This window comes from Pseudonocardia sp. CA-107938 (assembly GCF_050936315.1).
Classification (GTDB): domain Bacteria; phylum Actinomycetota; class Actinomycetes; order Mycobacteriales; family Pseudonocardiaceae; genus Pseudonocardia.
In genome coordinates this window covers 729,223-755,163 of the sequence record NZ_JBNJNA010000001.1, presented here as the reverse complement: position 1 = coordinate 755,163, position 25,941 = coordinate 729,223, and the positions used below count along the sequence as shown (strand labels likewise).

At 74.1% G+C, this 25,941-nt stretch carries 25 protein-coding genes and 1 pseudogene; 20 read left to right on the top strand and 6 right to left on the bottom strand.

All coding sequences use genetic code 11. The annotated features are described in order from the left end of the window. Positions 1-57: 57 nt before the first annotated feature. The 5 genes from ACQEVB_RS03825 to ACQEVB_RS03805 all read left to right on the top strand — a co-directional run bounded on the left by ACQEVB_RS03825 (position 58) and on the right by ACQEVB_RS03805 (position 5,609). Entirely contained in the window at positions 58-693 is a 636-nt protein-coding gene (locus ACQEVB_RS03825; protein ID WP_432965017.1) for a fasciclin domain-containing protein, read from the top strand. Between the two features lie 350 nt (positions 694-1,043). Next, positions 1,044-1,766, top strand: coding sequence for a redox-sensing transcriptional repressor Rex (locus tag ACQEVB_RS03820; protein ID WP_432965014.1), 723 nt, complete (start codon positions 1,044-1,046; stop codon positions 1,764-1,766). After that, on the top strand, positions 1,763-3,109 hold the full coding sequence (locus ACQEVB_RS03815) for a glutamyl-tRNA reductase (protein WP_432965011.1): 1,347 nt from the start codon (positions 1,763-1,765) through the stop codon (positions 3,107-3,109). Before ACQEVB_RS03820 ends, ACQEVB_RS03815 begins: the two co-directional genes overlap by 4 nt. Then, positions 3,109-4,065: a hydroxymethylbilane synthase gene (gene hemC / locus ACQEVB_RS03810; protein ID WP_432965008.1), complete on the top strand. Its 957-nt coding sequence runs from the start codon at positions 3,109-3,111 to the stop codon at positions 4,063-4,065. The genes ACQEVB_RS03815 and hemC overlap by 1 nt, the downstream gene beginning before the upstream one ends. Before the next feature lie 2 nt (positions 4,066-4,067). Continuing rightward, positions 4,068-5,609: a uroporphyrinogen-III synthase gene (locus tag ACQEVB_RS03805; protein ID WP_432965005.1), complete on the top strand. Its 1,542-nt coding sequence runs from the start codon at positions 4,068-4,070 to the stop codon at positions 5,607-5,609. Positions 5,610-5,724: 115 nt separating this feature from the next. Here ACQEVB_RS03805 and ACQEVB_RS03800 read toward each other — a convergent pair whose 3' ends face one another. Next, the gene (locus ACQEVB_RS03800; protein WP_432965002.1) at positions 5,725-6,591 is read right to left on the bottom strand and encodes an SCO6745 family protein; all 867 of its coding nucleotides are present in this window, start codon (positions 6,589-6,591) and stop codon (positions 5,725-5,727) included. Positions 6,592-6,685: 94 nt separating this feature from the next. Between ACQEVB_RS03800 and hemB the strand changes: the two genes are divergently transcribed. The 10 genes from hemB to ACQEVB_RS03750 all read left to right on the top strand — a co-directional run bounded on the left by hemB (position 6,686) and on the right by ACQEVB_RS03750 (position 16,268). After that, complete coding sequence (hemB, locus tag ACQEVB_RS03795) at positions 6,686-7,669, top strand: porphobilinogen synthase (protein WP_432964999.1); 984 nt, start codon at positions 6,686-6,688, stop codon at positions 7,667-7,669. Between the two features lie 79 nt (positions 7,670-7,748). After that, positions 7,749-8,453: a hypothetical protein gene (locus ACQEVB_RS03790; RefSeq protein WP_432964996.1), complete on the top strand. Its 705-nt coding sequence runs from the start codon at positions 7,749-7,751 to the stop codon at positions 8,451-8,453. Positions 8,454-8,541: 88 nt separating this feature from the next. After that, positions 8,542-9,066 carry a hypothetical protein gene (locus ACQEVB_RS03785; protein WP_432964993.1) on the top strand — a complete coding sequence of 175 codons (525 nt, stop codon included), beginning with the start codon at positions 8,542-8,544 and terminating at the stop codon, positions 9,064-9,066. A 26-nt stretch (positions 9,067-9,092) separates the two neighbouring features. Continuing rightward, on the top strand, positions 9,093-10,397 hold the full coding sequence (hemL, locus tag ACQEVB_RS03780) for a glutamate-1-semialdehyde 2,1-aminomutase (RefSeq protein WP_432980116.1): 1,305 nt from the start codon (positions 9,093-9,095) through the stop codon (positions 10,395-10,397). Next, on the top strand, positions 10,394-11,023 hold the full coding sequence (locus ACQEVB_RS03775; RefSeq protein ID WP_432964990.1) for a histidine phosphatase family protein: 630 nt from the start codon (positions 10,394-10,396) through the stop codon (positions 11,021-11,023). Before hemL ends, ACQEVB_RS03775 begins: the two co-directional genes overlap by 4 nt. Then, a complete protein-coding gene (locus ACQEVB_RS03770) occupies positions 11,020-11,613 on the top strand; it encodes a TlpA family protein disulfide reductase (RefSeq protein ID WP_432964987.1) in 594 nt (197 codons plus the stop codon). Before ACQEVB_RS03775 ends, ACQEVB_RS03770 begins: the two co-directional genes overlap by 4 nt. A gap of 74 nt (positions 11,614-11,687) precedes the next feature. After that, positions 11,688-12,440, top strand: coding sequence for a cytochrome c biogenesis CcdA family protein (locus ACQEVB_RS03765; RefSeq protein WP_432964985.1), 753 nt, complete (start codon positions 11,688-11,690; stop codon positions 12,438-12,440). 83 nt (positions 12,441-12,523) lie between these two features. Next, entirely contained in the window at positions 12,524-14,014 is a 1,491-nt protein-coding gene (gene resB, locus ACQEVB_RS03760) for a cytochrome c biogenesis protein ResB (protein ID WP_432980113.1), read from the top strand. Beyond that, on the top strand, positions 14,014-14,904 hold the full coding sequence (ccsB, locus tag ACQEVB_RS03755) for a c-type cytochrome biogenesis protein CcsB (protein WP_432964982.1): 891 nt from the start codon (positions 14,014-14,016) through the stop codon (positions 14,902-14,904). Before resB ends, ccsB begins: the two co-directional genes overlap by 1 nt. 95 nt (positions 14,905-14,999) lie before the next feature. Beyond that, a complete protein-coding gene (locus ACQEVB_RS03750) occupies positions 15,000-16,268 on the top strand; it encodes a MinD/ParA family ATP-binding protein (RefSeq protein ID WP_432964979.1) in 1,269 nt (422 codons plus the stop codon). A gap of 114 nt (positions 16,269-16,382) precedes the next feature. On the opposite strand, the gene ACQEVB_RS03745 is transcribed toward ACQEVB_RS03750, so the two are convergent. After that, positions 16,383-16,595 (bottom strand): hypothetical protein, encoded by a 213-nt coding sequence (locus tag ACQEVB_RS03745; RefSeq protein WP_432964976.1) that lies wholly within the window; start codon positions 16,593-16,595, stop codon positions 16,383-16,385. A gap of 72 nt (positions 16,596-16,667) precedes the next feature. Then, complete coding sequence (locus tag ACQEVB_RS03740; protein ID WP_432964973.1) at positions 16,668-16,886, bottom strand: BldC family transcriptional regulator; 219 nt, start codon at positions 16,884-16,886, stop codon at positions 16,668-16,670. A 147-nt stretch (positions 16,887-17,033) separates the two neighbouring features. On the opposite strand from ACQEVB_RS03740, the gene ACQEVB_RS03735 reads away from it, so the two are divergent. Then, on the top strand, positions 17,034-17,381 hold the full coding sequence (locus tag ACQEVB_RS03735) for a DUF4229 domain-containing protein (protein WP_432964970.1): 348 nt from the start codon (positions 17,034-17,036) through the stop codon (positions 17,379-17,381). On the opposite strand, the gene ACQEVB_RS03730 is transcribed toward ACQEVB_RS03735, so the two are convergent. Beyond that, positions 17,337-18,218, bottom strand: a complete 882-nt coding sequence (locus tag ACQEVB_RS03730) for a 1,4-dihydroxy-2-naphthoate polyprenyltransferase (protein WP_432964967.1) — start codon at positions 18,216-18,218, stop codon at positions 17,337-17,339. The two genes, ACQEVB_RS03735 and ACQEVB_RS03730, sit on opposite strands and share 45 nt — an antisense overlap. Before the next feature lie 88 nt (positions 18,219-18,306). Here ACQEVB_RS03730 and ACQEVB_RS03725 point away from each other — a divergent pair, with 88 nt between their 5' ends. Together ACQEVB_RS03725 and ACQEVB_RS03720 are read left to right on the top strand one after the other, a co-directional pair. After that, positions 18,307-18,678 (top strand): winged helix-turn-helix transcriptional regulator, encoded by a 372-nt coding sequence (locus ACQEVB_RS03725; protein ID WP_432964964.1) that lies wholly within the window; start codon positions 18,307-18,309, stop codon positions 18,676-18,678. 47 nt (positions 18,679-18,725) lie between these two features. Continuing rightward, positions 18,726-20,005 (top strand): annotated as a pseudogene (locus tag ACQEVB_RS03720) (MFS transporter). On the opposite strand, the gene ACQEVB_RS03715 reads toward ACQEVB_RS03720, so the two are convergent. Together ACQEVB_RS03715 and ACQEVB_RS03710 are read right to left on the bottom strand one after the other, a co-directional pair. Continuing rightward, positions 19,947-21,446: an amidase gene (locus ACQEVB_RS03715; RefSeq protein ID WP_432964961.1), complete on the bottom strand. Its 1,500-nt coding sequence runs from the start codon at positions 21,444-21,446 to the stop codon at positions 19,947-19,949. The pseudogene ACQEVB_RS03720 and the gene ACQEVB_RS03715 sit on opposite strands and share 59 nt — an antisense overlap. After that, a complete protein-coding gene (locus tag ACQEVB_RS03710; RefSeq protein ID WP_432964959.1) occupies positions 21,443-21,730 on the bottom strand; it encodes a hypothetical protein in 288 nt (95 codons plus the stop codon). The genes ACQEVB_RS03715 and ACQEVB_RS03710 overlap by 4 nt, the downstream gene beginning before the upstream one ends. Before the next feature lie 116 nt (positions 21,731-21,846). Here ACQEVB_RS03710 and ACQEVB_RS03705 point away from each other — a divergent pair, with 116 nt between their 5' ends. After that, positions 21,847-22,926, top strand: coding sequence for a class I SAM-dependent methyltransferase (locus ACQEVB_RS03705; protein ID WP_432964956.1), 1,080 nt, complete (start codon positions 21,847-21,849; stop codon positions 22,924-22,926). Between the two features lie 21 nt (positions 22,927-22,947). Then, the gene (locus ACQEVB_RS03700) at positions 22,948-25,941 is read left to right on the top strand and encodes an ATP-binding protein (RefSeq protein WP_432964953.1); all 2,994 of its coding nucleotides are present in this window, start codon (positions 22,948-22,950) and stop codon (positions 25,939-25,941) included.

Sequence of the window (25,941 nt, the reverse complement as noted above, 5' to 3'; positions counted from 1 at the left end):
CCCAGCGCGGGTGGGCAAGGATCGGGGGCGATCGCCGGGCGTCGAGAGAGGAACACCGTGCGGAAACTCCTGTGCTGCGCCGCGCTGGCCGCCGTCCTCGCCGGCTGCACGGCCGGGCCCGTGCCGCCGCCCGCGACCACCACGGCCACGCCGGTGCCCACGACGTCGGCGCCGGCCACGAGCAACGGCCAGGTGTTCGGCCCGGGCTGCAGCCGGCTGCCGCAGGGTGACGTCCCCGGCTCGCTCGCGACCATGGCCCGCCAGCCCGTGGCGACCGCGCTGGGCGCCAACCCGCCGCTGTCCCAGCTCGGCTCCATCATCGGCGCCGCCGGGCTGGCCGCGACCCTCGACCAGCAGCAGTCGGTCACCGTCTTCGCGCCCGACGACGCCGCGTTCGAGGAGGTGCGCGTCGCGCTCGGCCCCGAGCGGTACGCCGCCATGCTCGCCGACAGCCACGCCGTGACGAACGTGCTGGCGCTGCACGTCGTCGGCACCCGCTACGACGCGGCGGGCCTGCAGTCCGCGAAGACCGTGCACTCCCTGACCGGCGCCGAGCTGACCATCGGCGGCACCGCGCAAGCGCCGACGGTGACCGATCCGCAGGGCACCACGGCGAAGGTGCTGTGCGGCAACATCCCGACCGCGAACGCCACCGTCTTCGTGATCGACAAAGTGTTGATGCCGAAGGTCTGACCGCACGCCGCACGGCCCCGCGGCGGCTCTCCACGTCCCGGCGCCCGCCATCGGACGGCTCGGCGCGTCGAGAGGCGGACGTGAGGGTCCTCACCTGCGTACCCGGCGGTACCGGCTGCGACGAGCGGGCCACTCGCGACGACCACCGGTTTCCCGTCCGGACAGGCGCGGTCCGAGCACGTTCCCGATCAAGATCGCAACTTTGTGCCTGTGTTCACAAGCAGCTACCGTGGTTGCCAGTCGCCGTCAACACCCCGTTCCCGGGGTCGCTCGACGGCCTCGGAACGCGCGGCCCCTCGTGCCGCTGCGCCCGCCCACCACCGGCACAGCCGAGCGAGGAGTACGAGGACGTGACCGCGCCGCCGGAGCCCGCCGCCGAGGGGCCCACCGCCACCCGGCGGGCCATCCCCGAGGCGAGCGTCGCCCGGCTCGCGGTCTACCTGCGGATGCTCGGCGAGCTGGCCGAGCAGGGCGCCGAGACCGTCTCCAGCGACGAGCTGGCGGTCGCCACGGGCGTCAACCCGGCGAAGCTCCGCAAGGACCTCTCCTACATCGGCTCGTACGGCACCCGCGGCGTCGGCTACGAGATCGCGCCGCTGCGCCACCAGCTGGAGGAGGCGCTGGGCCAGAACCACGCCCAGTCCGTGGCGCTGGTCGGCATCGGCAACCTCGGCCACGCGCTCGCCGGCTACGGCGGGTTCAGCGGCACCGGCTTCCCGGTCACCGCCCTGTTCGACGTCGACCCCGACCTGGTCGGCATCCACATCAACGGCATCCTCGTCGAGCACGTCCGCGAGATCCCGCGCGTGTGCGCCGAGCGCGGCGTCACGATCGGCATCGTGGCCACGCCCGCGCCTGCCGCGCAGACCGTGTGCGACCAGCTCGTCTCCGCCGGGGTGCGCAGCATCCTCAACTTCGCGCCCGTCGTGCTGCAGGTGCCCGACGAGGTGGAGGTGCGCAAGGTCGACCTCGCCGTCGAGCTGCAGATCCTCGCCTTCCACGTCGCGCGGCGGCATCTGGAGTCCACCGTGAACGGCCACGCCGTCAACGGGGCGGGAGGGCTGCTGTCATGAGCGTGCTGGTGGTGGGGCTGTCGCACCGCAGTGCCCCGGTCGGCGTGCTGGAGCGGGCCGTCGTCGGTGCCGAGGACGTGCCGAAGCTGCTCGACGAGCTGATGCGCGGCTCGCACGTCTCCGAGGTCGTGCTGCTGTCGACGTGCAACCGGATCGAGGTCGTCGCGGTCGTCGACGCGTTCCACGGCGGGCTCGCCGACGTCGGCGAGGCCCTCGCGCGGCACGCCGGCCTGCCGCTGCTGGAGCTCACCGAGCACCTGTACGTGCACTACGCCGGATCGGCGGTGCAGCACCTGTTTGCCGTCGCGGCCGGGCTCGACTCGATGGTCGTCGGCGAGGCGCAGATCCTGGGCCAGCTGCGCGCGGCGTACGCCACCGCGCAGGAGGCGGGCACCGCGGGCCGGGTGCTGCACGAGCTGGCGCAGCACGCGCTGCGCGTCGGCAAGCTGGTGCACGCCCGCACCGGCATCGACGCCGCCGGCGCGTCCGTCGTCTCGGAGGCGCTGGCCGACGCGGCCCACGGGCTCGGCGGATCCCTCACCGGCATCCGCGCGGTGCTGGTCGGCGCCGGCGCGATGGGCGGGCTCGCAGCCGCGCACCTGCGCCGCGCCGGGGCCGGCGAGATCGTCGTGCTCAACCGCAGCGGCGAGCGGGCCGAGCGGCTCGCCGCCCTCACCGCCGAACAGGGCACCCCGGCCCGCGCCGGCACCCTCGACGTGCTCGCCGCCGAGCTCGCCGACGCCGACCTGCTCGTCGCCTGCACAGGCGCGGTCGGCAGCGTCGTCGGTCGCGACGCCGTCGGCGATCGGGCCGGGCGCCCGCTGGTCGTGTGCGACCTCGGCCTGCCCCGCGACGTCGAGGCGTCGGTCGGCGAGCTGGCCGACGTCACCGTCGTCGACCTGGCGACGCTGCAGGAGCGGCTGTCCGACGGCGCGCGCGGCGCGTCCGTCACGATGGCGCAGGACATCGTGGCCGAGGAGGCGCAGGCCTACCTGGCCGCGCAGCGCTCGGCCGAGGTCACCCCCACGGTCACGGCGCTGCGCAAGCGCGCCGCCGAGGTCATCGACGCCGAGCTGCTGCGGCTGGACTCGCGCCTGCCCGACATCGACGACAAGCTGCGCCAGGAGTTCGCGCGCAGCGTCCACCGGGTCGTCGACAAGCTGCTGCACACCCCGACGGTCCAGGTGAAGCGCCTGGCCGAAGGCCCCGACGGCGACAGCTACGCCGCCGCGCTGCGCACGCTGTTCGAGCTCGACCCGCAGGCGCCCGCCGCCGTGGCCGTCCAGCGCAGCGGCGACGTGATCGCCGCGCTGGAGGCCCGGATGGAACGGGAGGAGAGCTGATGAAGCTGCGCATCGGAACGCGGGCCAGCAAGCTCGCCATGGCCCAGTCCGGCATCGTGGCCGACCAGCTGCGGGCCGCCGGACACGAGGTCGAGCTCGTCGAGGTCTCCACGCCGGGCGACCGCTCGGCGGCGCCGATCGCCGAGGTCGGCGTCGGGGTGTTCGTGTCGTCGCTGCGCGACGCGCTCGCCGCGGGCGAGGTCGACATCGCGGTGCACTCCTACAAGGACCTGCCCAGCGCCCCGGATCCCCGGCTGGTGCTGGCCGCCGTGCCGCCGCGGGAGGACCCCCGCGACGCGCTCGTCGCCCGCGACGGGCTCGTGCTCGGCGAGCTGCCCGCCGGCGCCCGCGTCGGCACCGGTTCGCCGCGGCGCACCGCCCAGCTGCAGGCGCTGGGCCTCGGCATCGAGGTGGTGCCGATCCGCGGCAACGTCGACACCCGCGTCGGGAAGGTCGCCTCCGGCCAGCTCGACGCCGTCGTCGTCGCGGCGGCGGGGTTGCGCAGGCTCGGCCGGGTCGACGAGGCCACCGAGCTGATCGACCCCCTGCAGATGCTGCCGGCGGCCGCGCAGGGCGCGCTCGCCGTGGAGTGCCGCAAGGGCGACGTCGAGCTGGTCGGAGAGCTCGCCGCCGTGCTGGAGGACGAGTACACGCGGGCGGCCGTGGCCGCCGAACGGGCCCTGCTGGCCGGCCTCGAGGCCGACTGCGACGCGATCATCGGCGCGCTCGCCGACGTCGTGTCCGACCTCGACGACGACGGCCGGGCTGTGGACCGCATCTCCCTGCGAGCTGTGGTCGGCACGAATGACGGGGCGCTCCTGCGCGCCTCGATCACCGGAGAGATGGACGACGCCGAGAAGCTCGGGGCGGCACTGGCCGCCGAGCTGCTCGACATGGGCGGCGACGCGTTGACGTCGACACCGCCGCAGAGGACCGCTGGATCGGGAGCTCCCTGAAGATGACTGCACCAACCGCACCCCCGGGCCGAGTGGCCTTCGTCGGCACCGGGCCCGGCGACCCCGGGCTGTTGACCGTCCGCGCGCGCACGGCGTTGACCGGCGCGCCCGTCGTCGTCCACGACGTCGACGTGCCCGAGCAGGTCCTCGCGCTCGCCGCAGAGGGCGCCGACGTGCGCCCCGCCGTCGGCGACCCGGCCGACGTCGCCCGCGACCTGCTGGCCGTGGTGGCCGACGGGCGCACTGCCGTCCGCCTGGTCACCGGCGACCCCATGACCACCGACTCGGTGGTCGCCGAGGCCGTCGCCGTCGCCAAGGCCGGCGTCGCGTTCGACGTGGTGCCCGGTGTGCCCGCCGGCTCGGCCGTCCCCGCGTACGCGGGCGTGCCGGTCGGCTCGGCGCACGTCGAGGCCGACGTCCGCGCCGGGGTCGACTGGGCCGCGCTCGCCGCCGCCCCCGGCGTGCTCGTGCTGCACGCCACGGCGAACCTCCTGCAGGAGGTCACCGCCGGGCTCGCCCAGAACGGCATCGCCGAGCAGACGCCCGTCGCGATCACGGTGAACGGCACGTTCACCACGCAGAAGACCGTCGAGACCACGCTGGCGCAGCTGGCGTCGGCCGGCTCCGACCTGGAGGGCCCGCTCGTCCTCACCATCGGCGACGAGGTGGGCCTGCGCGGCGAGCTGTCCTGGTGGGAGTCGCGCGCGCTGTACGGCTGGCGCGTGCTGGTGCCGCGCACCAAGGACCAGGCGGGCGCGATGAGCGATCGCCTCGCCGTGCACGGCGCGTCCGCCGAGGAGGTGCCCACCATCGCCGTCGAGCCGCCGCGCTCGCCCGCGCAGATGGAGCGCGCCGTCAAGGGCCTCGTGGACGGCCGCTACCAGTGGGTCGTGTTCACCAGCACCAACGCGGTGCGTGCGGTGTGGGAGAAGTTCGGCGAGTTCGGGCTCGACGCCCGCGCGTTCTCCGGCGTGAAGATCGCCTGCGTCGGCTCGGCCACCGCCGACGCCGTCCGCGCGTTCGGGATCAACCCCGAGGTCGTGCCGGACGAGACCGACCCGGCAGAGACGTCGTCCGAGGGCCTGCTGTCGATCTTCCCGCCCTACGACGACGTGCTCGACCCGGTCGACCGCGTGCTGCTCCCGCGGGCCGACATCGCCACCGAGACCCTCGCGGCCGGTCTGCGCGAGCGCGGCTGGGAGATCGACGACGTCACCGCGTACCGCACGGTGCGCGCGGCGCCGCCGCCCGCCCCGATCCGCGAGGCCATCAAGACCGGTGGCTTCGACGCGGTGTGCTTCACCAGCTCGTCCACGGTGCGCAACCTCGTCGGGATCGCGGGCAAGCCGCACGCCCGCACGATCGTCGCATGCATCGGCCCGCAGACCGCGGAGACCGCCCGCGAGTTCGGCCTGCGCGTCGACGTGCAGCCGGAGCAGGCCCGCGTCCCCGCCCTGGTCGACGCTCTCGCGGCGCACGCGGCGAAGCTCCGCGCGGAGGGTGCACTGCCCCCGCCGCGGAAGGTGAAGGCCCGCCGCCGCTGAGCAGCGCGTCGGCCCGAGGCCACGCGGTGCAGCGCAGATGCGCGAACCGCCCCGCACCCATCAGGGTGCGGGGCGGGCTCGCCCGTCGGCCCCGGCCGACCATGTCACTGTGTGGTCAGGTGGGGCGGCGGATGCCCAGCGTGCTGACCGCCGGGAGCAGGCCCGATCCCGCGATCCTCGCCGTCAGCGGGCCGACCAGCTGGGCCAGCTTCGCCGCCTCCGGCACGCCGATCGCCGCCCAGGGCTGCGCGGCCAGCGCGTCGGTGCGTTCCTCCACGCGATCCCGGAGGGCCCGTCCGGCGTCGGTGGCGGTGCCGTCGGCGTCGAGCAGGCCACGGCTGCGCAACCGGTCGACGGCCGCGTCCCACGCCTCGTCGGTCCACGCGCGGCTGGCGAACGTGGCGCGCGGTGCCGCACCGATCGCGGCGAACGACACCAGCGACTCGACGGGGTCGAGTCCGGCGTCCAGGAGCGCCGTCACGTGCCCGTCGCCGCGGTGCTCGCGCAGGATCGTGGCCGCGTGCCACAGCTGCAGCAGTGGGTCGTCCGGGAAGGGCAGCGCGGCGTTCCCCGCGGCGAGCGGACGCCCGGCGGTGACCGCCGCCTCCGCTGCCCGGCGCGCGATCCCGGCGGCCTCGACGATGCCGGGCGCGTCGGGCAGCAGTGCGTGCAACGCCGCCGCGACGCCGCGCTCGCGGGCAGCCAGCACGTCGGACGGCTCTGCGGTGGTCCACGCCGCGTCCATGTGCTCCGCCACGAACTCGGGGGCGAAGCTGTAGAACGCCGCCGCGACCACGGTGGCTCCTGGCCGCCCGAGCGGCGCGGAGCGCAGCGGGAAGTACGACGGCCACCGGGTGCCGGTGGCGTAGCCCAGCGCGGCGGCCTCGGCCGTCACCTCGGGGGCGTAGTAGAGCACCGCGTGGACGGGCTCGAGCACCTGCCAGAGCCCCCGCACCAGCGGGGCCGGAACGGTTGCCTGCATCTCGACTCCTCCCAGATCTTGCCGATGTCAAGATAACGCGAATCTAGACATTGTCAAGATCGGGCCTCGAAGGGTGAGGCGTAAGGTCCGGCACATGGGCTTCCCGCAACACCGCCCGCGGCGGCTGCGCACCACTCCGGCCATGCGCCGGCTCGCCGCCGAGACGGATCTCGCGCCGCGACACCTCGTCCTCCCGATGTTCGTGAAGGAGGGCGCCACCGAGCCCGTGCCGATCGCCTCGATGCCCGGCGTGGTGCAGCACACCCGGGACAGCCTGCGGAAAGCCGCCGTCGAGGCGGTCGCCGCGGGGGTGGGCGGGCTCATGCTCTTCGGCGTGCCCGAGACCCACGACGCGACGGGATCGGCGGGCATCGACCCGGACGGCGTGCTGAACGTCGCGCTGCGCGACGTCCGCGCCGAGGTCGGCGACGCGACCGTCCTGATGGCCGACACCTGCCTCGACGAGTTCACCGACCACGGCCACTGCGGCGTCCTCGACGCGCAGGGCCGGGTCGACAACGACGCCACGCTCGACCGCTACGTGCAGCTGGCACTCGCCCAGGTCGAGGCCGGGGCGCACATGCTCGGCCCCAGCGGGATGATGGACGGCCAGGTCGGCGCGATCCGCGCGGCGCTCGACTCCGCCGGCCACACCGACATCGGCATCCTCGCCTACACCGCCAAGTACGCGTCGGCGTTCTTCGGGCCGTTCCGGCAGGCGGTGGAGTCGCAGCTCACCGGTGACCGCATGACCTACCAGCAGGACTTCCGCAACGCCGGCGACGCGCTGCGCGAGCTCGCCCTCGACCTCGAGGAGGGCGCCGACATGGTCATGGTGAAGCCGGCCATGTCGTACCTCGACATCGTGCGGACGTTCGCCGACTCAGCGGACGTGCCCGTGGCGGCGTACCAGGTGTCGGGTGAGTACGCGATGGTCGAGGCCGCGGCGGCCAACGGGTGGATCGAACGGGACCGCGCGATCGTGGAGACCGTCACATCGATCCGCCGGGCAGGTGCGGACATCGTGCTCACGTACTGGGCCACGGAGCTCGCGAACCGGCTGGACCACGCACAGTGACCCTTGTACGCATAGGGTGATATCGCCGTTGTCGGAACGTGCTGGACACGGATGCAGTAGCGGGCCTACGTTCCGGCTCATGACGTCGCCTTCCGACCCGCAGTGGCCGGGTCAGCAGCCCCCACCGGGGCCCGGATACGGCCAGCAGGGTTACGGCCAGGCTCCCCAGCAGCAGGGACCGCCCCCGGGATACGGCCAGCAGCCGCCTCCTGGTTACGGCCAGCAGCCGCCCCCCGGCTACGGCCAGCCGCCGCCCGGGTACGGGCAGCCGCCGCAGGGGTACGGCCCGCCGCAGGGTGTGGGCCCGAAGCCTGAGTTCACGCCGGACGGGATCAAGCGGCAGTACGCGCAGAGCCAGCCGCCGAAGCAGGTCCACCAGGCGTTCCTCGCGTTGGTGGGCATCATCGGCCTCAACCTCGTCGGCACGATCCTGTCGGGGATCCTGACCGCCGCGCTCTTCTCCGGCATCGCCTACGGGTACAGCGGCGGGATCGGCAGCATGATCGGCCAGCTGGTCGTCTGGGTGATCGTCGGGGCCATCGGCCTCTGGCTCGGCATCCAGATGCGCGCCGGGTTCAACTGGGCGCGCATCGTGCTGGCGGTGCTGGCCGGCATCGGCGCGCTGGCCAACCTGTTCGGCGTGTTCGGCTCGTTCGTGGTCATCGCGTTCGTGCCGCTCCTCGGCATCCTCACGCTGGTGTTCTCGCTGCTCACGCTGGCCCTGTGCGTCGCGATCCTCGTGCTGATGTTCCGCCCGGCGTCGAACAACGCCTACTTCCACTGATCAGCTCCACCCCGACGCCGGTCACGACACCCGTTCGTGGCCGGCGTCGACCGTTCTCCGGGAGGGTCCCCGCTCCTACCCTGACGCCGTGACATCCCCGCAGGAGGGCGGCTACAACCCCTACGGTGCCCCGCAACGGCGCAGCACCCCGCTCACCCCCCGCCGGGAGCCGGCGCGCCGCCCCGGGCTGCTGCACGTCGCCGTCGCGGTGCTGGTGCTGAGCGCCGTGCCGTGGTTGCTCTTCGGCGCGGCGTTCACGTTCCTGCCGATCAACGTGCAGCGCGTGATCGACGGGGGCACGCTCGCCGGCTCGCCGCTGGCGGGGTGGACGGCCGAGCAGCTGTCGACGCTGGTGCGCGGGGTGGCCGCGGGTGCGTTGGCGGTCGCGCTGGTCGTGCTCGTGCTCGTCGTGTTCGTCCACCGGCGGCGGAGGTGGGCGCGCGCGGCGCTCGTCGCGTTCACGGGCGTGCTGGTCCTGACGCTCGGATTCCTGCTGGTCACGTCCGCGTCGCTGGTGTTCGCGGTGCTGCTCGTGCTGCCCGTCGTCGGCACGGCGCTGCTGTTCACCGGGCCGGTCTCCGCCTGGTTCGCGGGCGCTCGCGGGCGGATGTGAGACTGGCGGGCGTGGGCAGCCCGACCGTGACACCAGCAACCGGCGCTTCGGCGCGCCTGTTCGCCGAGGCCTCCGCCCTGATCCCGGGCGGGGTGAACTCGCCGGTCAGGGCCTTCGCGGCCGTCGGCGGCACCCCCCGGTTCATCACCTCGGCGCAGGGCGCCTGGCTCACCGACGCCGACGGCAACCGCTACGTCGACCTGGTCAGCTCGTGGGGTCCGATGATCCTCGGGCACGCCCACCCGGCCGTCGTCGAGGCGGTGCGGGCCGCGGCCGGGCACGGCCTCTCGTTCGGGGCGCCGACACCGGCGGAGGTGGAGCTGGCGCGCGAGATCATCGCGCGGGTGCGGCCCGTCGAGCAGGTGCGGCTGGTCAACTCCGGCACCGAGGCGACGATGAGCGCGATCCGGCTGGCGCGCGGGATCACCGGGCGCAGCGTCGTGGTCAAGTTCGCGGGTTGCTACCACGGCCACGTCGACGCGCTGCTGGCCGAGGCCGGCTCCGGGGTCGCGACGCTGGGCCTGCCGACCAGCCCGGGCGTCACCGGCGCGCAGGCCGGCGACACCGTCGTGCTGCCCTACAACGACCTCGACGCCGTGCGCGCCGCCTTCGCCGAGCGGGGTGGCGAGATCGCCTGCGTCATCACCGAGGCGGCCGCCGGCAACATGGGCGCGGTGCCGCCGCTGCCCGGCTTCAATGCCGGCCTGCGCGACCTCTGCCACGCGCACGGCGCGCTCCTCGTCATGGACGAGGTGATGACCGGGTTCCGCGTCTCGCCCGCGGGCTGGTTCGGCATCGACGGCGTCGCCGGCGACCTGTACACGTTCGGCAAGGTCATGTCCGGTGGTCTGCCGGCAGCGGCCTTCGGCGGGCCGGCCACGCACATGGCCCACCTCGCCCCGGCCGGGCCCGTCTACCAGGCCGGGACGCTCTCCGGGAACCCCGTCGCCGTCGCCGCCGGGCTGGCCACGCTGCAGGCCGCCGACGCCGCCGTCTACGCCGCGCTCGACGCGAACGCCGCCCGCCTCGCCCGGCTCGTCGGCGACGCGCTGAGCGCAGCCGGCGTGCAGCACCACATCCAGCTGGCCGGCAACCTCTTCTCGGTGTTCTTCACCGACGGCCCGGTGCACGACTACGCCGGTGCGAAGGCCGCGCAGACCTGGCGCTTCCCGCCGTTCTTCCACGCGCTGCTCGAACGCGGTGTCTATCCGCCGCCGAGCGCGTTCGAGGCGTGGTTCGTCTCCGCCGCGCTCGACGACGACGCGTTCGCCGTGATCGAGGCGGCCCTCCCGGCGGCCGCTCAGGCCGCAGCGGCAGCGGTTCGACCATGACCCGCACGATCGTCCACCTCCTTCGCCACGGCGAGGTGCACAACCCGGACAAGATCCTCTACGGCCGCCTGCCCGGCTACCGGCTCTCCATGCTGGGCGAGCGGCAGGCCGAGATCGTCGCCGAGCACCTGGCCGACCACGACCTCGCCGCCGTCGTCGCGTCGCCGCTGGAGCGAGCGCAGCAGACCGCCACCCCGACGGCGAAGGCGCACGGGCTCGACATCGTCACCGACGACGGGCTGATCGAGGCCGCCAACGCGTTCGAGGGGCAGCGCGTCGCCGTCGGCGACGGGGCGCTGCGCAGCCCGCGGCACTGGCCGCTGCTGCGGAACCCGTTCAGGCCGTCGTGGGGCGAGCCGTACCTGCAGATCGCCGAACGCATGCTGGCCGCCGTGCACCGCGCCCGCGAGCTGGGCGAAGGGCACGAGGTGCTGTGCGTGTCGCACCAGCTGCCGATCTGGACGCTGCGCCGCTACGTCACCGGGCAGCGGCTCTGGCACGACCCGCGCCGCCGCCAGTGCGCGCTCGCGTCGTTGACGTCGCTGGTGTTCGCGGGCACCGAGCTGCAACAGGTGCGCTACACCGAACCCGCCGGGGCCAGCGACCCGCGGGCCACGGGCGCATGAAGCGGCTCGTCGTCGCGCTGCTGGCGGCGCTGCTGCTGGCCGGGTGCGGGGTCGGGTCCGACGCCGTCGAGCAGAACCAGGAGTTCCAGTTCGTCGCGCCGGGCGGGCAGACCACGATCACCTACGACCCGCCGGCCGACCGCCGCACCGTGAGCGGCCTGCGCGGCGACAGCCTGCTGCGCGACGGCGCCACCGTCGGCCTCGACGACTACGCCGGCCGCGTCGTCGTCGTCAACATCTGGGGCTCGTGGTGCGGCCCGTGCCGCGAGGAGGTGCACGAGCTGCAGGCCATGGCCGACCAGCTCGCCGGCGCCGGCGTCACCGTCCTCGGCGTCGACATCAAGGACTCCCGCACCGACGCCGCCGACTTCCTCACCGCCCGCGGCATCCGCTACGACTCGATCTTCGACCCCGCCGGACGCAGCCTGCTCGCGCTGAAGGGCTTCCCGCGCAACGTCGTCCCGTCGACGCTGGTGTTCGACCGCCAGCACCGGGTGGCGGCGGTCTACCTGGCAGCGGTGAAGCAGGCGCAGCTGCGGCCGTTGCTGGACCGGTTGGCGGCGGAGCCAGGAGCCCCGGCGCCCGGTTGAGGTGACGCCCCATCCACTACGGCTTGTAGAACCCGGTCGTTTGCCGTTCTGCCTGGGCGTTTACCCTTGACCCGATGGATCCCGCCACCGCGCTCGCGGTCTCCGGCCCGCTGCTGCTCGCAGCGGCCGTCGCCGTGCTGGCGGGCGCCGTGAGCTTCGCGTCGCCGTGCGTGGTGCCGCTGGTGCCGGGCTATCTCGCGTACCTGGCGGGGCTGGTCGGCGTGGACGCGCCGATGCAGGACCGCGGCCGGTTCCGGGTCGCGGGTGCGGCGGCGCTGTTCGTCGCCGGGTTCACCGTGGTGTTCGGCGCGATCATGGTCGGCGTCGTGTGGCTGTCGGACGTGCTGCTGGTCAACCAGGAGCTGCTGCAGCGCATCGGCGGTGTGGTGATGGTCGTGATGGGGCTGGCGTTCGTCGGGCTGGTGCCGTTCCTGCAGCGGGAGAAGCGGGTGCACTGGGTGCCGCGCGCCGGCGTGTGGGGCGCACCGCTGCTGGGCGCGGTGTTCGGCCTCGGTTGGGTGCCGTGCATCGGGCCGACGCTGGCGGGAGTGGTCGCCGTCGCCGCCGGGACGGGCGGTGGCTCGCTGCGCGGGGTCGTGCTGGTGCTGGCGTACTGCGCCGGACTGGGGTTGCCGTTCGTGCTCGTCGCACTGGGCGCGTCGCGGGCCGTCACGGCGCTGGGCTGGCTGCGCCGGCACACCAGGGCCATCCAGGTCGCCGGCGGCGCGCTGCTCGTCGTGGTGGGGTTGCTGCTGGTCAGCGGCGTGTGGGGGCGGTTGATCGCGAGCATGCAGGTCGCGATCGCGGGCTTCGTGCCGGTGCTGTAGTGGTCGACGCCCCGGAACGTCCGGCTCCCGTGCGCACGTCGCCGCTGGCCGTGCTGCGCAACACGTGGCGCGGCCTCACGTCGATGCGCACGGCGCTGGTCCTGCTGTTCCTGCTGGCGCTCGCCGCCCTGCCCGGCGCGCTGCTGCCGCAGCGCTCGCTCAACCAGCGCCTCGTCGACCAGTACTTCACCGACCACCCGGCTCTCGCGCCGCTGATGGACCGCGTCGGCCTGTTCGACGTGTTCGCCACGCCGTGGTTCGCGGCGGTCTACCTGCTGCTGATGGTGTCGCTGATCGGCTGCGTGCTGCCGCGCGCGCTGGAGCACGCCCGCGCGCTGCGCACCCCGCCCGTCGCCACCCCGCGCAACCTGAGCCGCCTGCCGCACCACGCGGAGGGCGCGCTCGACGTGCCGGTCGACGAGGCCGCCACCCGCGTGCGCGGGTTGCTGCGCGGCTGGCGGATGGTGCAGACCGCGCCGGGGGAGTTCTCCGCCGAGAAGGGCTACCTGCGCGAGGCCGGCAACCTGGTGTTCCACCTGAGCCTGATCGGCCTGCTCGTGGGCTTCGCCGCCGGCAAGCTGTACGGGTACGAGGGCAACGTGATCGTCCCGACGGGCGGCCAGTTCTGCAACAGCGGCATCGCGAACTACGACTCGTTCCGCGCCGGGCTGCGCATCGACGGCACCGACCTGGAGCCGTTCTGCCTGCGCGTCGACGACTTCCGGGCCACCTACCAGTCGAACGGGCAGGCGTCGGACTTCCTCGCCTCGATCAGCTACCAGACCGCGGAGGACCTCGCGGCCGGCCGCACCGACGTGTGGCAGCCCTACCCGCTCGCCGTGAACAGCCCGCTCCGCGCGGACGGGCTGCGCGTCTACCTGCAGGACCACGGCTACGCCCCGCGGTTCACCGTCACCTTCCCGGACGGGCAGCAGCGCACCGGCGAGATCCAGTGGCGCCCGGTGGACCGCAACACGCTGCTCTCCCAGGGCGCGACGAAGTTCGAGCGCCCCGGGATCACCGACGACAACGTGCGCCGCACCTCCCAGCTCGCGATCACCGGCCTGCTCGCCCCCACCAGCTCCGGCGGCAAGGTCGTGACCTCGGTCTTCCCCGCGCTGCGCGACCCCGAGGTGGCGATCGACGTGCTGCGCGGCGATCTCGGCCTCGACGACGGTCGCGGCCAGTCGATCTTCGAGGTGGACCAGCGGCAGCTCGACTCGGGCGCGCTCAAGCGGGTGGCCAGGGCGAACCTGGTGCCCGGCCAGTCGGTCACCCTCGACGACGGCACCGTCGTCCGGTTCGACGGCGTGAACCAGTGGGTGGCGGTGCAGCTCAGCCACGACCCCGGCCAGGTCTGGGTGTTCGGCTTCGCGATCACCATGCTGATCGGCATCACGCTGTCGCTGACCGTGCGCCGCCGCCGGTTCTGGGTCCGCCTGCGACCGGGCGCCGACGGCGCCCGTACCGTCGTGGAGCTGGGCGGGCTCGCCCGCACCGACCGCGCCGGGTACGGCGAGGAGTTCGACCGCCTGCAGGCGGAACTGCTGCACCCCGAGAGGAAGGACGGCTGATGCTGGCCCAGTACTCCGACTGGTTGTTCATCGCCGCGGTCGTCGTGTACGTGCTGGCGATGGTGCTGCACGCCTACGCGCAGGCCTCGTTGCGGACGCGCGTCGCCGTGCCGGCCGGCGGCCCCGAGGAGCCGGTCGAGCCGGCGGGCACCGACCGGTTCGCCGGCATGGGCGGCTCCGTCGCCGTCCTGGGTGCGCTGCTGCACGTGGCGTCGATCGCCTCCCGCGGGCTCGCGACGGGTCGGTGGCCGCTCGGCAACATGTACGAGTTCATCTCGATGATCACGTTCGCGGCGGTGGTGACGTGGCTGGTCATGCTGCGCCGCACGCCGGCGGCCCGCGCCGCCGCGCCGTGGGTGCTGTTGCCGATCGTGGTGCTGATGACGATCGGCGGCACCGCCATCTACACGCCGGCCGGGCCGGTCATGCCGGCGTTGAAGTCGTACTGGCTGCCCGTGCACGTCACGGCGATCGCGCTCTCGTCGGGTCTGCTGCTGGTCTCCGGCATGGCGAGCGTGCTGTTCCTGCTGCGCAGCTGGGACCGGGTGCCGGCGGCGCTCACCGAGCGGCTGCCCTCGGCGGACGTGCTCGACCGGGTCGCCTACCGCATCATGATCGTCGCCTTCCCGCTCTACACGTTCGCCGTCGTGGCGGGCGCGGTGTGGGCCGAGTCGGCGTGGGGCCGGTTCTGGGGCTGGGACCCCAAGGAGACCGTCGCCTTCGTCGCCTGGGTGATCTACGCGGCGTACCTGCACGCGCGCGCGACGGCCGGATGGCGCACCGGACGGGCTGCATGGGTCAACGTCGCCGGCTTCGCTACGATGATCTTCAACCTGTTCTTCATCAACCTCGTGGTCGCCGGGCTGCACTCCTACGCAGGGGTGGGTTAGGCCGCGACGGCTCGACCCGCGGCCACGGCGCGACTACCGTCGGCGTTCGTGGACGGGTTGAGCGGTCTACGTGATGCGACCGGCGGGATGAGTGCATGACCCAGAGTGAGACCTCCGAGGGACCTGTCGACCGGCCCGGACGGGCCGACGACTACCCCGACGGGTCCGTGGGCCGCTACGTGCGCGAGCGGTGGGGACAGACCCCGGCCGGCGGCATCCCGGCCGCCCAGCCCGACGAGCCGCCGTCGGGGCGGCACTCGCTGACCCCGCCAGGGGGTACTCGTTCGCCGCTCGACCCCGTCACCCGGGCAGGTGACGAGCCCGAGGCGCCACCGGCGACCCCGTCGTCCGGGATCCCGCGCAGCACCGCCCGCTGGACCGATCCGGGCGCCGTCGCGGCGCAGCAGGCGCAGCGCGCGCGGGCCAACGGCCACGCGGACGTGCCGGGCACCGACCTGTCGTCGGCGCGGCTGCTGCGCACGGTGAAGCGTCCGCCGCAGTCGGGCTGGCGGCGCGCCGTGTACCTCCTGACCGCGCGCCTGATCAACCCCGGCGAGAGCCCGGCCGACGTGCGCCGCCGCGAGCTCACCGCGCGGGTGAACCAGCCGCTGCTGGGCTGCCACAAGATCGCGATGCTGAGCCTCAAGGGCGGCGTCGGCAAGACCACGGTGACCGCGACGCTCGGCGCCACGTTCGCGTCGCTGCGCGGCGACCGGGTCGTCGCCGTCGACGCCAACCCGGACCGCGGCACGCTCAGCCAGAAGATCCCCCTGGAGACCAGCGCCACCGTGCGCCACCTGCTGCGCGACGCCCAGCGCGTCCGCCGCTACACCGACGTGCGCGCCTACACGTCGCAGGGCCCGTCACGGCTGGAGGTGCTGGCCAGCGAGCAGGACCCGGCCGTGTCGGAGGCGTTCTCCGAGGAGGACTACCGGCGCACGGTCAACCTGCTCGAGCACTTCTACAACATCGTGCTCACCGACTGCGGCACCGGCCTGATGCACTCGGCCATGTACGGCGTGCTGGGCGTCGCCGACCAGCTGATCATCGTCTCGTCCGGCTCGATCGACGGGGCGCGCAGCGCGTCGGCGACGATGGACTGGCTCGACGCGCACGGGCACACCGACCTGGTGTCCAACGCCGTCGCCGTGATCAACTCGGTGCACCGGCGGTCCGGCGGCGTGGACCTCGACCGGGTGGCCGAGCACTTCGCGGCCCGCTGCCGCGCGGTCGTGCGGATCCCGTTCGACGCGCACCTGGAGGAGGGTGCTGAGGTCGACCTGGACCGGCTTGAGCCGGCGACCCGGCTAGCGCTGCTCGAACTCGCCGCCGTCGTGGCCGACGCGTTCGAAGCCAGTGCCTGATCGCCGTCCTGCCGGTCGGCGGGCTCGCGCGCTCTGACGCGCTGCCTTCCTACGTGCGCTGCTCCTTCGTGCAGGCAGCGCTGCGCGCGAGCGACCCGCGCACTGACCCTGCGGTCAGGTGGCGGGCGGCTCGTCCCGCCGGCGGACCTGCTCGGCGAGCCTGCGGAGGAACTCCGGGTCGTCGTCGGGGCCGGCGATGCGCCGGACCGGGCCGGTGGCCTGACGGCGGGGCGGCGGCTCCGAGATGCCGGCGCGAGCCGAGTTCATCGCGCGCCACAGCACGAGCGCCACGATGGCTGCACCGATGAATGCGACGAGGATCAGCATGGTCGAACCACCTCCAGGGTCCGAGACTAGCTCGTCCGGGGTGGGGACGGGGTGAGTTGACCGATCCGCGCGTCAGGGACGGACGGGCGGGATGGTGGCCTCGCTGGTGAGATCGGCCAGCATGCTGCGCACCTCGGACTCGCGGAAGCGGCGGTGGCCACCGGGGGTGCGGATCGAGCCGATGCGACCGGCGGAGGCCCATCGCGTGACGGTCTTCGGGTCGACGCGGAAGAGGGCGGCGACCTCGCCCGGGGTGAGGAGCCGCTCGCTGCTGCCGGCGGTGATGGTCATGCTGGGCCCTCCACTGGTGGATGCGCTATCCGGGCCATCGTGACACCTGGGACCCCAGGTACTCGAACGGTTGGGTCCAGGTAAAGGGCTCCTAAAGGACGAACCGGACAGTTCGACGGCCCGGGTCGTCGGGCTACCCTCTCGTCCATGGACGAGAGCCGGGGCGATCACGACGGCGATCACGGTCTGGCCGCCACGTTCGCGCTGTACGCGCTGGCCAGACTGGGTCTGGTCGCCGTGGTGGCGGGCGTGCTTGCGGCGCTCGGGGTGCCGTTGGTGATCGCGGTGCTGGCGGGCCTGCTGGTCGCCATGCCCCTCTCCATGGTGCTCTTCCGGGGCCTCCGCGCGCGACTGGATGCCGCGCTCGAGACGTCCCTCACCCGGCGGCGCGCCGAACGGTCGGCCCTGCGGGCCCGGCTGCGCGGCGAGGACGAGGTCGCCGCAACCCGGTCAGACCCAGGGGGCGACGGCCAGCCCGACGGCCGTACCGACTGACCACACGAGCAGCAGGATCCCGGTCTTCGCCAGCACCGGGATGAGGTCGGCCCCCGTGGCGCCGCGCAGCACCGTGCGGGCCACCAGCACCGACAGCGGCGTCGCGATCAGGCCGAACAGCAGCGGCCAGGCGACCACGCCCATCCCGATCGACGCCAGCAACGGCGCCACCACCATCGCCGTGTAGAGCCGGCGCGTGTCGCGGGCGCCCAGCTGCACGGCGAGCGTGCGCTTGCCGACGTCCGTGTCGGTGGGGATGTCGCGCAGGTTGTTGGCCACCAGCACCGCGCACGCCAGCAGCCCGACCCCGACCGACGACACCACCGCCGGCCCGTTCACCGGCCCGTTCTGGGTGATCAGGGTGCCGAGCACCGCCACGGGGCCGTAGAAGACGAAGACCGCGATCTCGCCGAACCCCAGGTAGCCGTACGGGTGCTTGCCGCCGGTGTAGAACCACGCGGCCAGCACGCACACCGAGCCCACCGCGATCAGCCACCACTGCCGCGACAGCGACACGAGCGTGAGCCCGGCCAGGGCGGACACCGCGAAGCTGACGAACGCGGCGTTGCGCACCGCCCGCGGCGTCGCCACCCGCGACCCGACGAGGCGCAGCGGGCCCACCCGTTCGTCGTCGGTGCCGCGGATGCCGTCGGAGTAGTCGTTGGCGTAGTTGACGCCGACGCCCAACCCCATCGCCACGACCAGGGCGAGCAGCGCCCGCACCGGGCTGAACGTGTTGCCGCCGATCGCCGCCCCGCACCCGACGAGCACAGGCGCCACCATCGTCGGCAGGGTGCGCGGCCGCGCCCCCTCGATCCACTCCGCGACCGTCGCCACGGGTGCACGGTAACTGCCGCGCCGGTCCGCCCGCGTACCCGCCAACTTACTTCTTGTGGGTCCACTTACCTTTTGTTAGTTTGTGGCCGTGGATGCGACCGACACCGCCTTCTGCCCTCGCTACCACCGAGCCGTCGAGCTCATCGGGAAGCGGTGGACCGGGGCTGTGCTGCGCGCCATGCTGCTCGATGTCAGCCGGTTCGCCGACCTGCGCGCCGTGGTGCCGGGCCTGAGCGACCGGCTGCTCACCGAGCGGCTCAAGGAGTTGCAGGAGGAGGGCATCGTGCAACGCGTCGTCCTCGACGAGGTCCCGGTGCGGATCGAGTACCGGCTCACCGAGAAGGGCCGCGAGCTGCACGATGCGGTCTACGCCCTCAGCAGGTGGGCGGACCGCTGGATCCCCCTCGAACCGGCGTCGGCCGACCTGGCCGGCCCGCAGGCTCGAACACCACTCGCCTGACTGCTCCTCCCTGCTGACCACCCGATGGGCGGGCCGCCCGTCGGGCGATGACCGCTGCCCCGTGGGGGCCTTCGTCGCAGCACGACGGCGATTCGTGCTGCCCGGAAAAGGGAGCTGTCATGTCCACATCCGTCAGTCCTGGTACCCGGCGATCGACGCTGCGCACGTGGCTCGGCGTGCTGACCGTGTCCGCCGGCATCTTCTCGATGATCACCGCCGAGCAACTGCCGGTGGGGCTCATCCCGGCCATCGCGGACCAGCTCGCCGTGTCGACCGGTGTCGCCGGCCAGACCGTGACCGTGCCCGGCGTCGTCGCCGCGTTCTCGGCGGTGGGGCTGCCGCTCGTCGTCGGAAGGATCGACCGACGAGCGCTGCTGGCCGCGCTGCTGGCGATCATGGCCGTCGCGAGCACGGTGTCGGCGCTGGCGCCGACCTACCCCGTGCTCCTCGCCTCGCGCCTGTTCGTCGGCATCACCATCGGCGGGTTCTGGGCGATCGCCGGCAGCCTCGCCGTGCGGCTGGTCCCCGGTCCGCAGGTTCCGCGCGCCATGGTCCTGATCTTCGGCGGGTGGGCGCCGCCGCCGTGCTCGGCGTGCCGGCCGGCACGATCGTCGGCGAGTGGCTCGGCTGGCGGGCCGCCTTCGGTGCGCTGGCCGGGCTGAGCGCACTCGTGCTGGTCGCTGCGCTCGCGCTGCTCCCGAGACTGCCCGCCGCCGAGCCCGTGCGCCTGCCGACCCTGCGCGCGCAGCTGCGCAACAGGTCGCTCGTCGCCGGCATCGTCGCGACCGGGCTGCTGGTCGCCGGGCACTACGGGGCCTACACGTTCGTCAGCCCGGCGCTGCTGGAGATCTCCGGCGTCGCCGGTGCAACGATCGGTGTGCTGCTGCTCGGCTACGGGGTGCTCGGCATGGTCGCCAACGTGATCGCCGGGCCACGGGCCGCACGCCAACCTGGCCGAACGGCCGCCGTCGCCGCCCTCGTGCTGGCCGTCACGCTCGCCTGCTTCCCGCTGATCGGCACCACCCCGTGGAGCGGCACGGCGCTCCTCCTCGTGTGGGGACTCGCCTACGGCGCAGCCCCGGTGACCCTGCAGACCTGGGTGCTGACGGCGGCACCCGCGTCGGCCGAGGCCGCGACCGCCGTCTACTGCTTCGTCTTCAACATCGCGATCGCGCTGGGGGCGGCGGCCAGCGGACTGGTCGTGGACGCGATGGGAACGCGCAGCGTCCTGTGGCTGGGTGCCGCACTGGTGGTGCTGGTCGTGCTGGTCACGCGCTGGGCACCGAACACCGCGCACGAGCAGTCGGGCGACGCCCTGCACTCCTGATGTCTGTTGCGTGGATCGGCGGCCGGTGGTGCGCCCACGGCCGCGCCTCCTCCAGCTGGGCGGCCAGGCGCAGGAGCGTCGCCTCGTCCCCGAACCGGCCCAGGAAGTGGACGCCGATCGGTAGGCCCGCCGCGTTCCGGTGCAGCGGCACCGACATCGCCGGGTTCCCGGTGATGTTCGCGACGACCAGCGGGTACGCCACGGTGCTGGCCCCGCGCCTGGCCGCGCGCAACGGTTCCTCCGGCGTCGACGTGATCTCGCCGAGCAGCGCCGGCGGCTCGGACATCGTGGGGGTGAGCCAGGCGTCGAAGCCGGTGAGGAACCGCGCGACCGTGCGGGCGAAGGCCTGGAGGTCCGTCACCGCGAGGAGGTGGTCGGCCGCGCTGACCTGCTCGCCCCGCTCCCAGTAGGCGCGGGTGAGCGGGTCGAGCTCGTCGGGGCCAGGTCGGCGGCCGAGGCGCCGGACCCAGTAGCCGACGATCCACGCCGTCGCCGCGTTGAAGACGGTGCCGATCGCGGCACCCACGGTCCCGTCGAGCCCGGGCAGGTCGGCCTCGACGAGCTCGTGCCCCAGCGACGCGCAGAGCGCCACCGCGTCGTCGAGCGCCGCGACGCAGTCGGGGTGACCGGGTGCTCCGCCGGGCGTCCGCCGGCTGTACGCGATGCGGAGCCGGCCCGGATCGGCCCCGACCTCGGCGAGCAGCGGCCTCGCGAGCGGCGGCGCCGGGTAGGGATCGCCGATCATGGGGCCTGCGGTGGCGTCGAGCAGCGCCGCGCTGTCGCGCACGGAGACGGTGAGCGCGTGCTCGACGGCCCACCCGTTCACCGCGTCGCCGTACTCGGGACCGAGCGGGACGCGGGCCCTGGTCGGTTTGAGCCCGAACAGCCCGCACGCCGCGGCCGGGAACCGCAGCGACCCGCCCAGGTCGTTGCCGTGCGCCATCGGCACCATCCCGGACGCGACGGCCGCGGCCGAACCGCCGCTCGACCCGCTCGTCGAGTGCGCCGGGTCCCACGGGTTGCGCGTGGGGCCGTACAGGGTGGACTCGCACGTCGGGGCCATGCCGAACTCGGGCGTGCCGGTCCTGCCGAGCACCACGAGCCCGGCCCGGCGCAGCCGCGTGACCAGCTCGGACGTGTACGTGGACACGTTGTCGCGCAGGAACCGCGAGCCCTCGTGGAACGGCGTGCCCTCGATCTCCGCGACCAGGTCCTTGAGCAGGTACGGCACCCCGGCGAACGGGCCGCCGGGCACGCCGGTCCGCACGGCGTCCCGCGCGTGCTCGAACAAGGGCACGACCACGGCGTTGAGCTGCGGGTTCAGCCGCTCGATGCGCTCGATCCCCGCCTCGACGAGCTCCGCCGCCGAGACCTCGCGGCGGCGCACCAGCTCGGCCTGCGCGGTCGCGTCGAGGCCGGCGACGTCGGTGCCGAGGGTCATTGCAGCACCGCCTTCCCGGCGACGGCGTGGTGGACCTCGCCCAGCGGCTCGATCCGCGGCTGCGGGAGCCCCGCTGCCGCGACGGCCGAGCGGAAGTCGGCGCTGACGGAGAATCCTTCGAAGTCCTCCCTGGTCGGGCAGCCGTCGTAGACGGTGATGCCGGAGCCCGTGACGACGCAGGCGTGCAGGTCGAACATGTCGGGCGGGAAGCCCTCCCGCATCCGGTCGTAGGCGGGGACGAGCGTCATCGGGTCGCCGTCGAAGTGGTACGCGCTGAGGAACATGGTCTTCTCTCCTTCTTCCGGTGGGTTCACCTGGCAGGCGCGAGTTCCGGCCTAGCGGCCCGCGAGGCCCGATCTCGCGCCGCAGAGAGGACGGACGACCGAACCGGAGGTGCACGATGAACACCGCGATCGAGGAACGGACACCCGACGCCGTGGTCGGCCAGCTCGTGGACGAGCTGGCGGGCTCGCTCGGCGTGCTGCTCGTCGCGCTCGGCACGCGCGCGGGGCTGTGGAAGGAGCTGGCCGGCGCCGGGCCCGTGACGCCGGCCGAGCTGGCCGGCCGCACGGGGGTCGCCGAGCCGCTGGTGCGCGAGTGGTGCCGGGCGCAGGCGGCCGGCGGCTACCTCACCTACCAGCCGGAGGGCGGGACGTTCACGCTGCCCGACGGGGTGGCGGGCGCGCTGCTGCACGGTCCCGGTCTCGCGATGGTCGACGCCTGCACCGACATGTTCCGCTCGATGGGCGCCGGTTTCGACGAGTTCGCCGCCGCGTTCGCCGGCGGTCGCGGCTTCGGCTGGCACCGCCACGACGCGCTCTTCTGGCACGGCAGCGACGCGCTGACCCGGGTCGCGCTGCCGCCGGAACTGATCGGTGCCGCGCTCGACCAGCTCGGGTCCGTGACGGCCGCGCTGGCCGCCGGTGGTTCCGTGATCGACGTCGGCGCGGGCTACGGCACGCCGACGCTCGCCGTCGCGGGGCACTTCCCTGCTGCGCGGGTGCTCGGCATCGACTACCACGAGGCATCGGTGGCGCACGCGCGCAAGGCCGCGGCGGACGCCGGTGTGGCCGACCGGGTGCGGTTCGAGGTGGGGACGGCCACCGACCTGCCCGGATCCGGCTACACCCTCATCACGTTCTTCGACTCGCTGCACGATCTCGGCGATCCGGTCGGCGCGCTGGTCCAGGCGCGCGCCGCGCTCGACCCCGACGGCGCGGTGCTGCTCGTCGAGCCACTCGCCGCCGACCGCGTCGAGGACAACCTGACGCCGTCCGGCCGGATGTTCTACGCGGTGTCCACGTTGATCTGCACCCCCAACGCCGTCTCCCAGACCGTCGGCACCGCCGGTCCGGCGCCGCTGGGCACGCAGGCCGGCGAGGCGCTGCTGCGCGAGACCGCGGCGGCTGCCGGGTTCACCCGCGTGCGCAGGGTGCCTGTCGAGGCACCGCTGAACCTGGTTCTGGAGCTGCGCCCCTGACGGGTCGATGATGGGCGTCCTATGGGGACCCTGCAGTCCGCCCGGCTGGTCGGCCGGGAGACGGCGCTGGCCACGACCGGTGCCGCGGTCGCGGACGCGCTCGACGGGTCCGGTGGGCTGCTGCTGGTGGCCGGCGAGCCGGGCATCGGCAAGTCCGCGGTGCTCGCCGAGCAGGCGCGGCGGGCGGCCGCCAACGGCGTGCGGGTGCTTCGGGGCGTCGGCTGGGAGGGTGCCGGTGCCCCGCCGTACTGGCTGTGGACGCAGGTGTTGCGCGATCTCGACCCCACCGCGACCGGTCTCTTCGAGCACACCACCAGCGGCGACGTGGCGGAGTCCCGGTTCCGGCTCTTCGAGGCCGTGCGCACGGCGCTCGTCACGGCTGCGCCGTTGCTCGTCGTGCTGGACGACCTGCAGTGGGTCGACGACGACGAGCTGCGCTTCCTGGAGCTGCTGAGCCGGGGGCTGACCGCGGAGCGGGTGCTGCTGCTCGGCGCCTACCGCGACGGGGAGGCCGGTCCGTCGTTGCGGGCGCTGGCCGCGTCGACGCCTGCGTTGCCGCTGGCCGGCCTCGACGCCGACGGCGTCGCGGCGCTCATGGCCGTGGTCGCCGGGCCGGTGCCCGACGCCGAGCTGGCCGCGGCGGTGCGCGAGCGGTGCGGCGGCAACCCGTTCTTCGTCCGGGAGCTGACGCGGCTGCTGGTCGCGAGCGGGAGCTGGTCGGCGGCCGCCGTCGCAGAGAGGAACGCGGTCCCGGCCGGGGTGCGCGACACGTTGCGGATGCGCCTGAAGCTGCTCTCCCCGGCGTGCCTCGGCCTCCTGGAGCTGGCCGCCGTCGCAGGTCTCGACGTCGATCCTGCGGTGCTGGCGGAGGTGGGTCCCGACGACCTGATGGCCGTCGCCGTCCTGCTGGAGGAGGCCGAGCACGCGCGGGTCCTCGTCGCGACCGACCGGCGGTGGCGGTTCGCGCACGACCTCTACCGCGAGACGGTGCTGGCCGACGTCGCGCCTGCCCGGCGCGCCGAACTGCACGGCGTCGTCGGGAGCGCCCTGCTCGCCCTCTCGGCAGGCGGGGCCGACCCGGCCGCCGTCGGCGGGGCTGCGCGGCTGGCCGCGCACTTCGTCGCCGCGGGGCCCGCCGCTGCGGACCAAGCCCTGCACTGGTCGGTGCTGGCGGCCCAGGAGGCGACGGCGCGACTGGGGCACGCGGACGCCGCCCGCCACTACACGACGGCGCTCGGCCTGCTGCGCGACGTCGAGGCCGATCCGGGCCGGCGCGTGGAGCTGCTGCTCGGGCTGGCCGACGCCAGGGCCCGGTCCGGCGAGCCCGACGCCACCCGCGAGGCCTACCTGCGGGCCGCCGCACTGGCCCGGCGCTGCGCCGACCCGGCCGCACTCGCCGCGGCGGCGTTGGGCATCGCCGCGCTCGGCGCGCGCTCCGGCACCGACGATCCGGTCGGGATCGGGTTGCTGGAGGAGACCGCCCGGTTACTGGCGGACGGCGACCACGCCGCCCTGCGCTCCAGGGTGCTCTCCGCGCTCGCTCGTGCCGTGTTCCACAGCGCGCCGGAGCAGGCCCTCGCGCGCGCCGCCGCCGTCGCTGCCGAGGCGGTCGATGTCGCCGGCGGTGACCCGACCGCGCGGGCTCACGCCCTGTTCGCCAGGCACGACGTCATGTGGGCTGCTGGCACCGGCTCGATGCGACTGCCGATCCTCGACGAGCTGCTCGCGGCGGCCGAACGGGCGGGCGACCAGGATCTCGCCGCCGAGGCGGTGCTGCTGCGGGCCGGCGCGCTGATCGAGCAGGGCGACCCGGACGGGCTGGCCGAGCTCGGTCGGTACGTGCGGCTCGCGGAGCGGCTCGGCCACGCCAGGGGCCGGTGGGGAGCGCTGAGCAGGCGGGCGACGCTCGCGGAGCTCTCGGGACGGGTGGAGGAGGCGGCCGCGGCCTCGGCGGAGGCGCTGGAGCTGGGCAAGGCGATCGGGCTGCCTGACGCCGACGGTGTGTTCTCCACGCTGCGCGGATCGCTGTGGGCGCTGGGCGGCCCCCTGACTCCGATCGCCGAGTTCCTGCCGGCTGCCGACCCGCTGTGGCCGATGTACCCGCTGATGCAGGCGTGGCACCACGTCAGCGCCGGTGACCGCGCCGCCGCGGCGGCGGCGGTCCGCGGGTTCTCCCTGCAGGCGCTTCCCGACGCCTACGACCTGGAGATGGCGGCGGCGGCCGCGGTGGTGTTCTCCGCCGTCGGCAGCACCGAGCAGCGCGAATGGGTCCATCGCATGCTCGCTCCGCACTCCGGCCTGCACGTCGTCGTCGGGGGCTGCGCGGCCTACCACGGCGCCGTCGACCACCACCTCGGCATGCTCGAGGTGGCGCTCGGCCGCACCGCGGCGGCGATCGAGCACTTCACCAGCGCGATCGCCCAGCACGACCGGCTCGGCACCGCTGCCTGGGCGGAGCTGAGCAGGACGGCGCTGGGGCAACTGCGCCCCGCCGAGCGGGCGCGCGACGCGTTCCGCCTGGTGGACGGCATGTGGCAGCTCACGTTCGACGGTCGTGAGGTGCATCTGCCCGACGCGAAGGGGCTCGGCGACATCGCGGCTCTGCTGGCCGTTCCCGGCCGACCCGTCCACGTGTTCACGCTGCTCGGCCGCGAAGCCCCCGCGACGGGCGCCGACCCGGTGCTCGACCGCAGGGCCGTCGCCGACTACCGGCGGCGGCTGACCGAGCTGGACGACGAGATCGCCGAGCCAGATGGCGGCAACGCCGAGCGAGCCGTTGCCGAACGCGAGGCGTTGATCGCCGAGCTGCGCGCCGCGACCGGGCTCGGCGGGCGGGCCCGCCGGCTCGGCGACGAGACCGAACGCGCGCGCAAGACCGTGACCGCCCGCATCAAGGACGCGGTTCGCCGGATCGAGCGCGTCCACCCCGAGCTGGCCCACCACCTGCGCGAGGGCGTGCGCACCGGGACGACGTGCAGCTACGTGCCCGACCCGCCGCGCCGGTGGGCCGGCTGA

Bases quoted from the DNA above. Each gene is read 5' to 3' on its own strand.
- ccsB (WP_432964982.1), top strand. From the start codon at position 14,014: ATGCTGGCCCAGTACTCCGACTGGTTGTTCATCGCCGCGGTCGTCGTG.
- ACQEVB_RS03735 (WP_432964970.1), top strand. From the start codon at position 17,034: ATGGACGAGAGCCGGGGCGATCACGACGGCGATCACGGTCTGGCCGCC.
- ACQEVB_RS03710 (WP_432964959.1), bottom strand. From the start codon at position 21,730: ATGTTCCTCAGCGCGTACCACTTCGACGGCGACCCGATGACGCTCGTC.
- ACQEVB_RS03790 (WP_432964996.1), top strand. From the start codon at position 7,749: ATGACGTCGCCTTCCGACCCGCAGTGGCCGGGTCAGCAGCCCCCACCG.
- ACQEVB_RS03775 (WP_432964990.1), top strand. From the start codon at position 10,394: ATGACCCGCACGATCGTCCACCTCCTTCGCCACGGCGAGGTGCACAAC.
- ACQEVB_RS03740 (WP_432964973.1), bottom strand. From the start codon at position 16,886: ATGACCATCACCGCCGGCAGCAGCGAGCGGCTCCTCACCCCGGGCGAG.
- ACQEVB_RS03770 (WP_432964987.1), top strand. From the start codon at position 11,020: ATGAAGCGGCTCGTCGTCGCGCTGCTGGCGGCGCTGCTGCTGGCCGGG.
- hemB (WP_432964999.1), top strand. From the start codon at position 6,686: ATGGGCTTCCCGCAACACCGCCCGCGGCGGCTGCGCACCACTCCGGCC.
- ACQEVB_RS03705 (WP_432964956.1), top strand. From the start codon at position 21,847: ATGAACACCGCGATCGAGGAACGGACACCCGACGCCGTGGTCGGCCAG.
- ACQEVB_RS03815 (WP_432965011.1), top strand. From the start codon at position 1,763: ATGAGCGTGCTGGTGGTGGGGCTGTCGCACCGCAGTGCCCCGGTCGGC.
- ACQEVB_RS03715 (WP_432964961.1), bottom strand. From the start codon at position 21,446: ATGACCCTCGGCACCGACGTCGCCGGCCTCGACGCGACCGCGCAGGCC.
- ACQEVB_RS03745 (WP_432964976.1), bottom strand. From the start codon at position 16,595: ATGCTGATCCTCGTCGCATTCATCGGTGCAGCCATCGTGGCGCTCGTG.
- ACQEVB_RS03750 (WP_432964979.1), top strand. From the start codon at position 15,000: ATGACCCAGAGTGAGACCTCCGAGGGACCTGTCGACCGGCCCGGACGG.
- hemC (WP_432965008.1), top strand. From the start codon at position 3,109: ATGAAGCTGCGCATCGGAACGCGGGCCAGCAAGCTCGCCATGGCCCAG.
- ACQEVB_RS03765 (WP_432964985.1), top strand. From the start codon at position 11,688: ATGGATCCCGCCACCGCGCTCGCGGTCTCCGGCCCGCTGCTGCTCGCA.
- ACQEVB_RS03800 (WP_432965002.1), bottom strand. From the start codon at position 6,591: ATGCAGGCAACCGTTCCGGCCCCGCTGGTGCGGGGGCTCTGGCAGGTG.
- ACQEVB_RS03700 (WP_432964953.1), top strand. From the start codon at position 22,948: ATGGGGACCCTGCAGTCCGCCCGGCTGGTCGGCCGGGAGACGGCGCTG.
- ACQEVB_RS03805 (WP_432965005.1), top strand. From the start codon at position 4,068: ATGACTGCACCAACCGCACCCCCGGGCCGAGTGGCCTTCGTCGGCACC.
- resB (WP_432980113.1), top strand. From the start codon at position 12,524: ATGCGCACGGCGCTGGTCCTGCTGTTCCTGCTGGCGCTCGCCGCCCTG.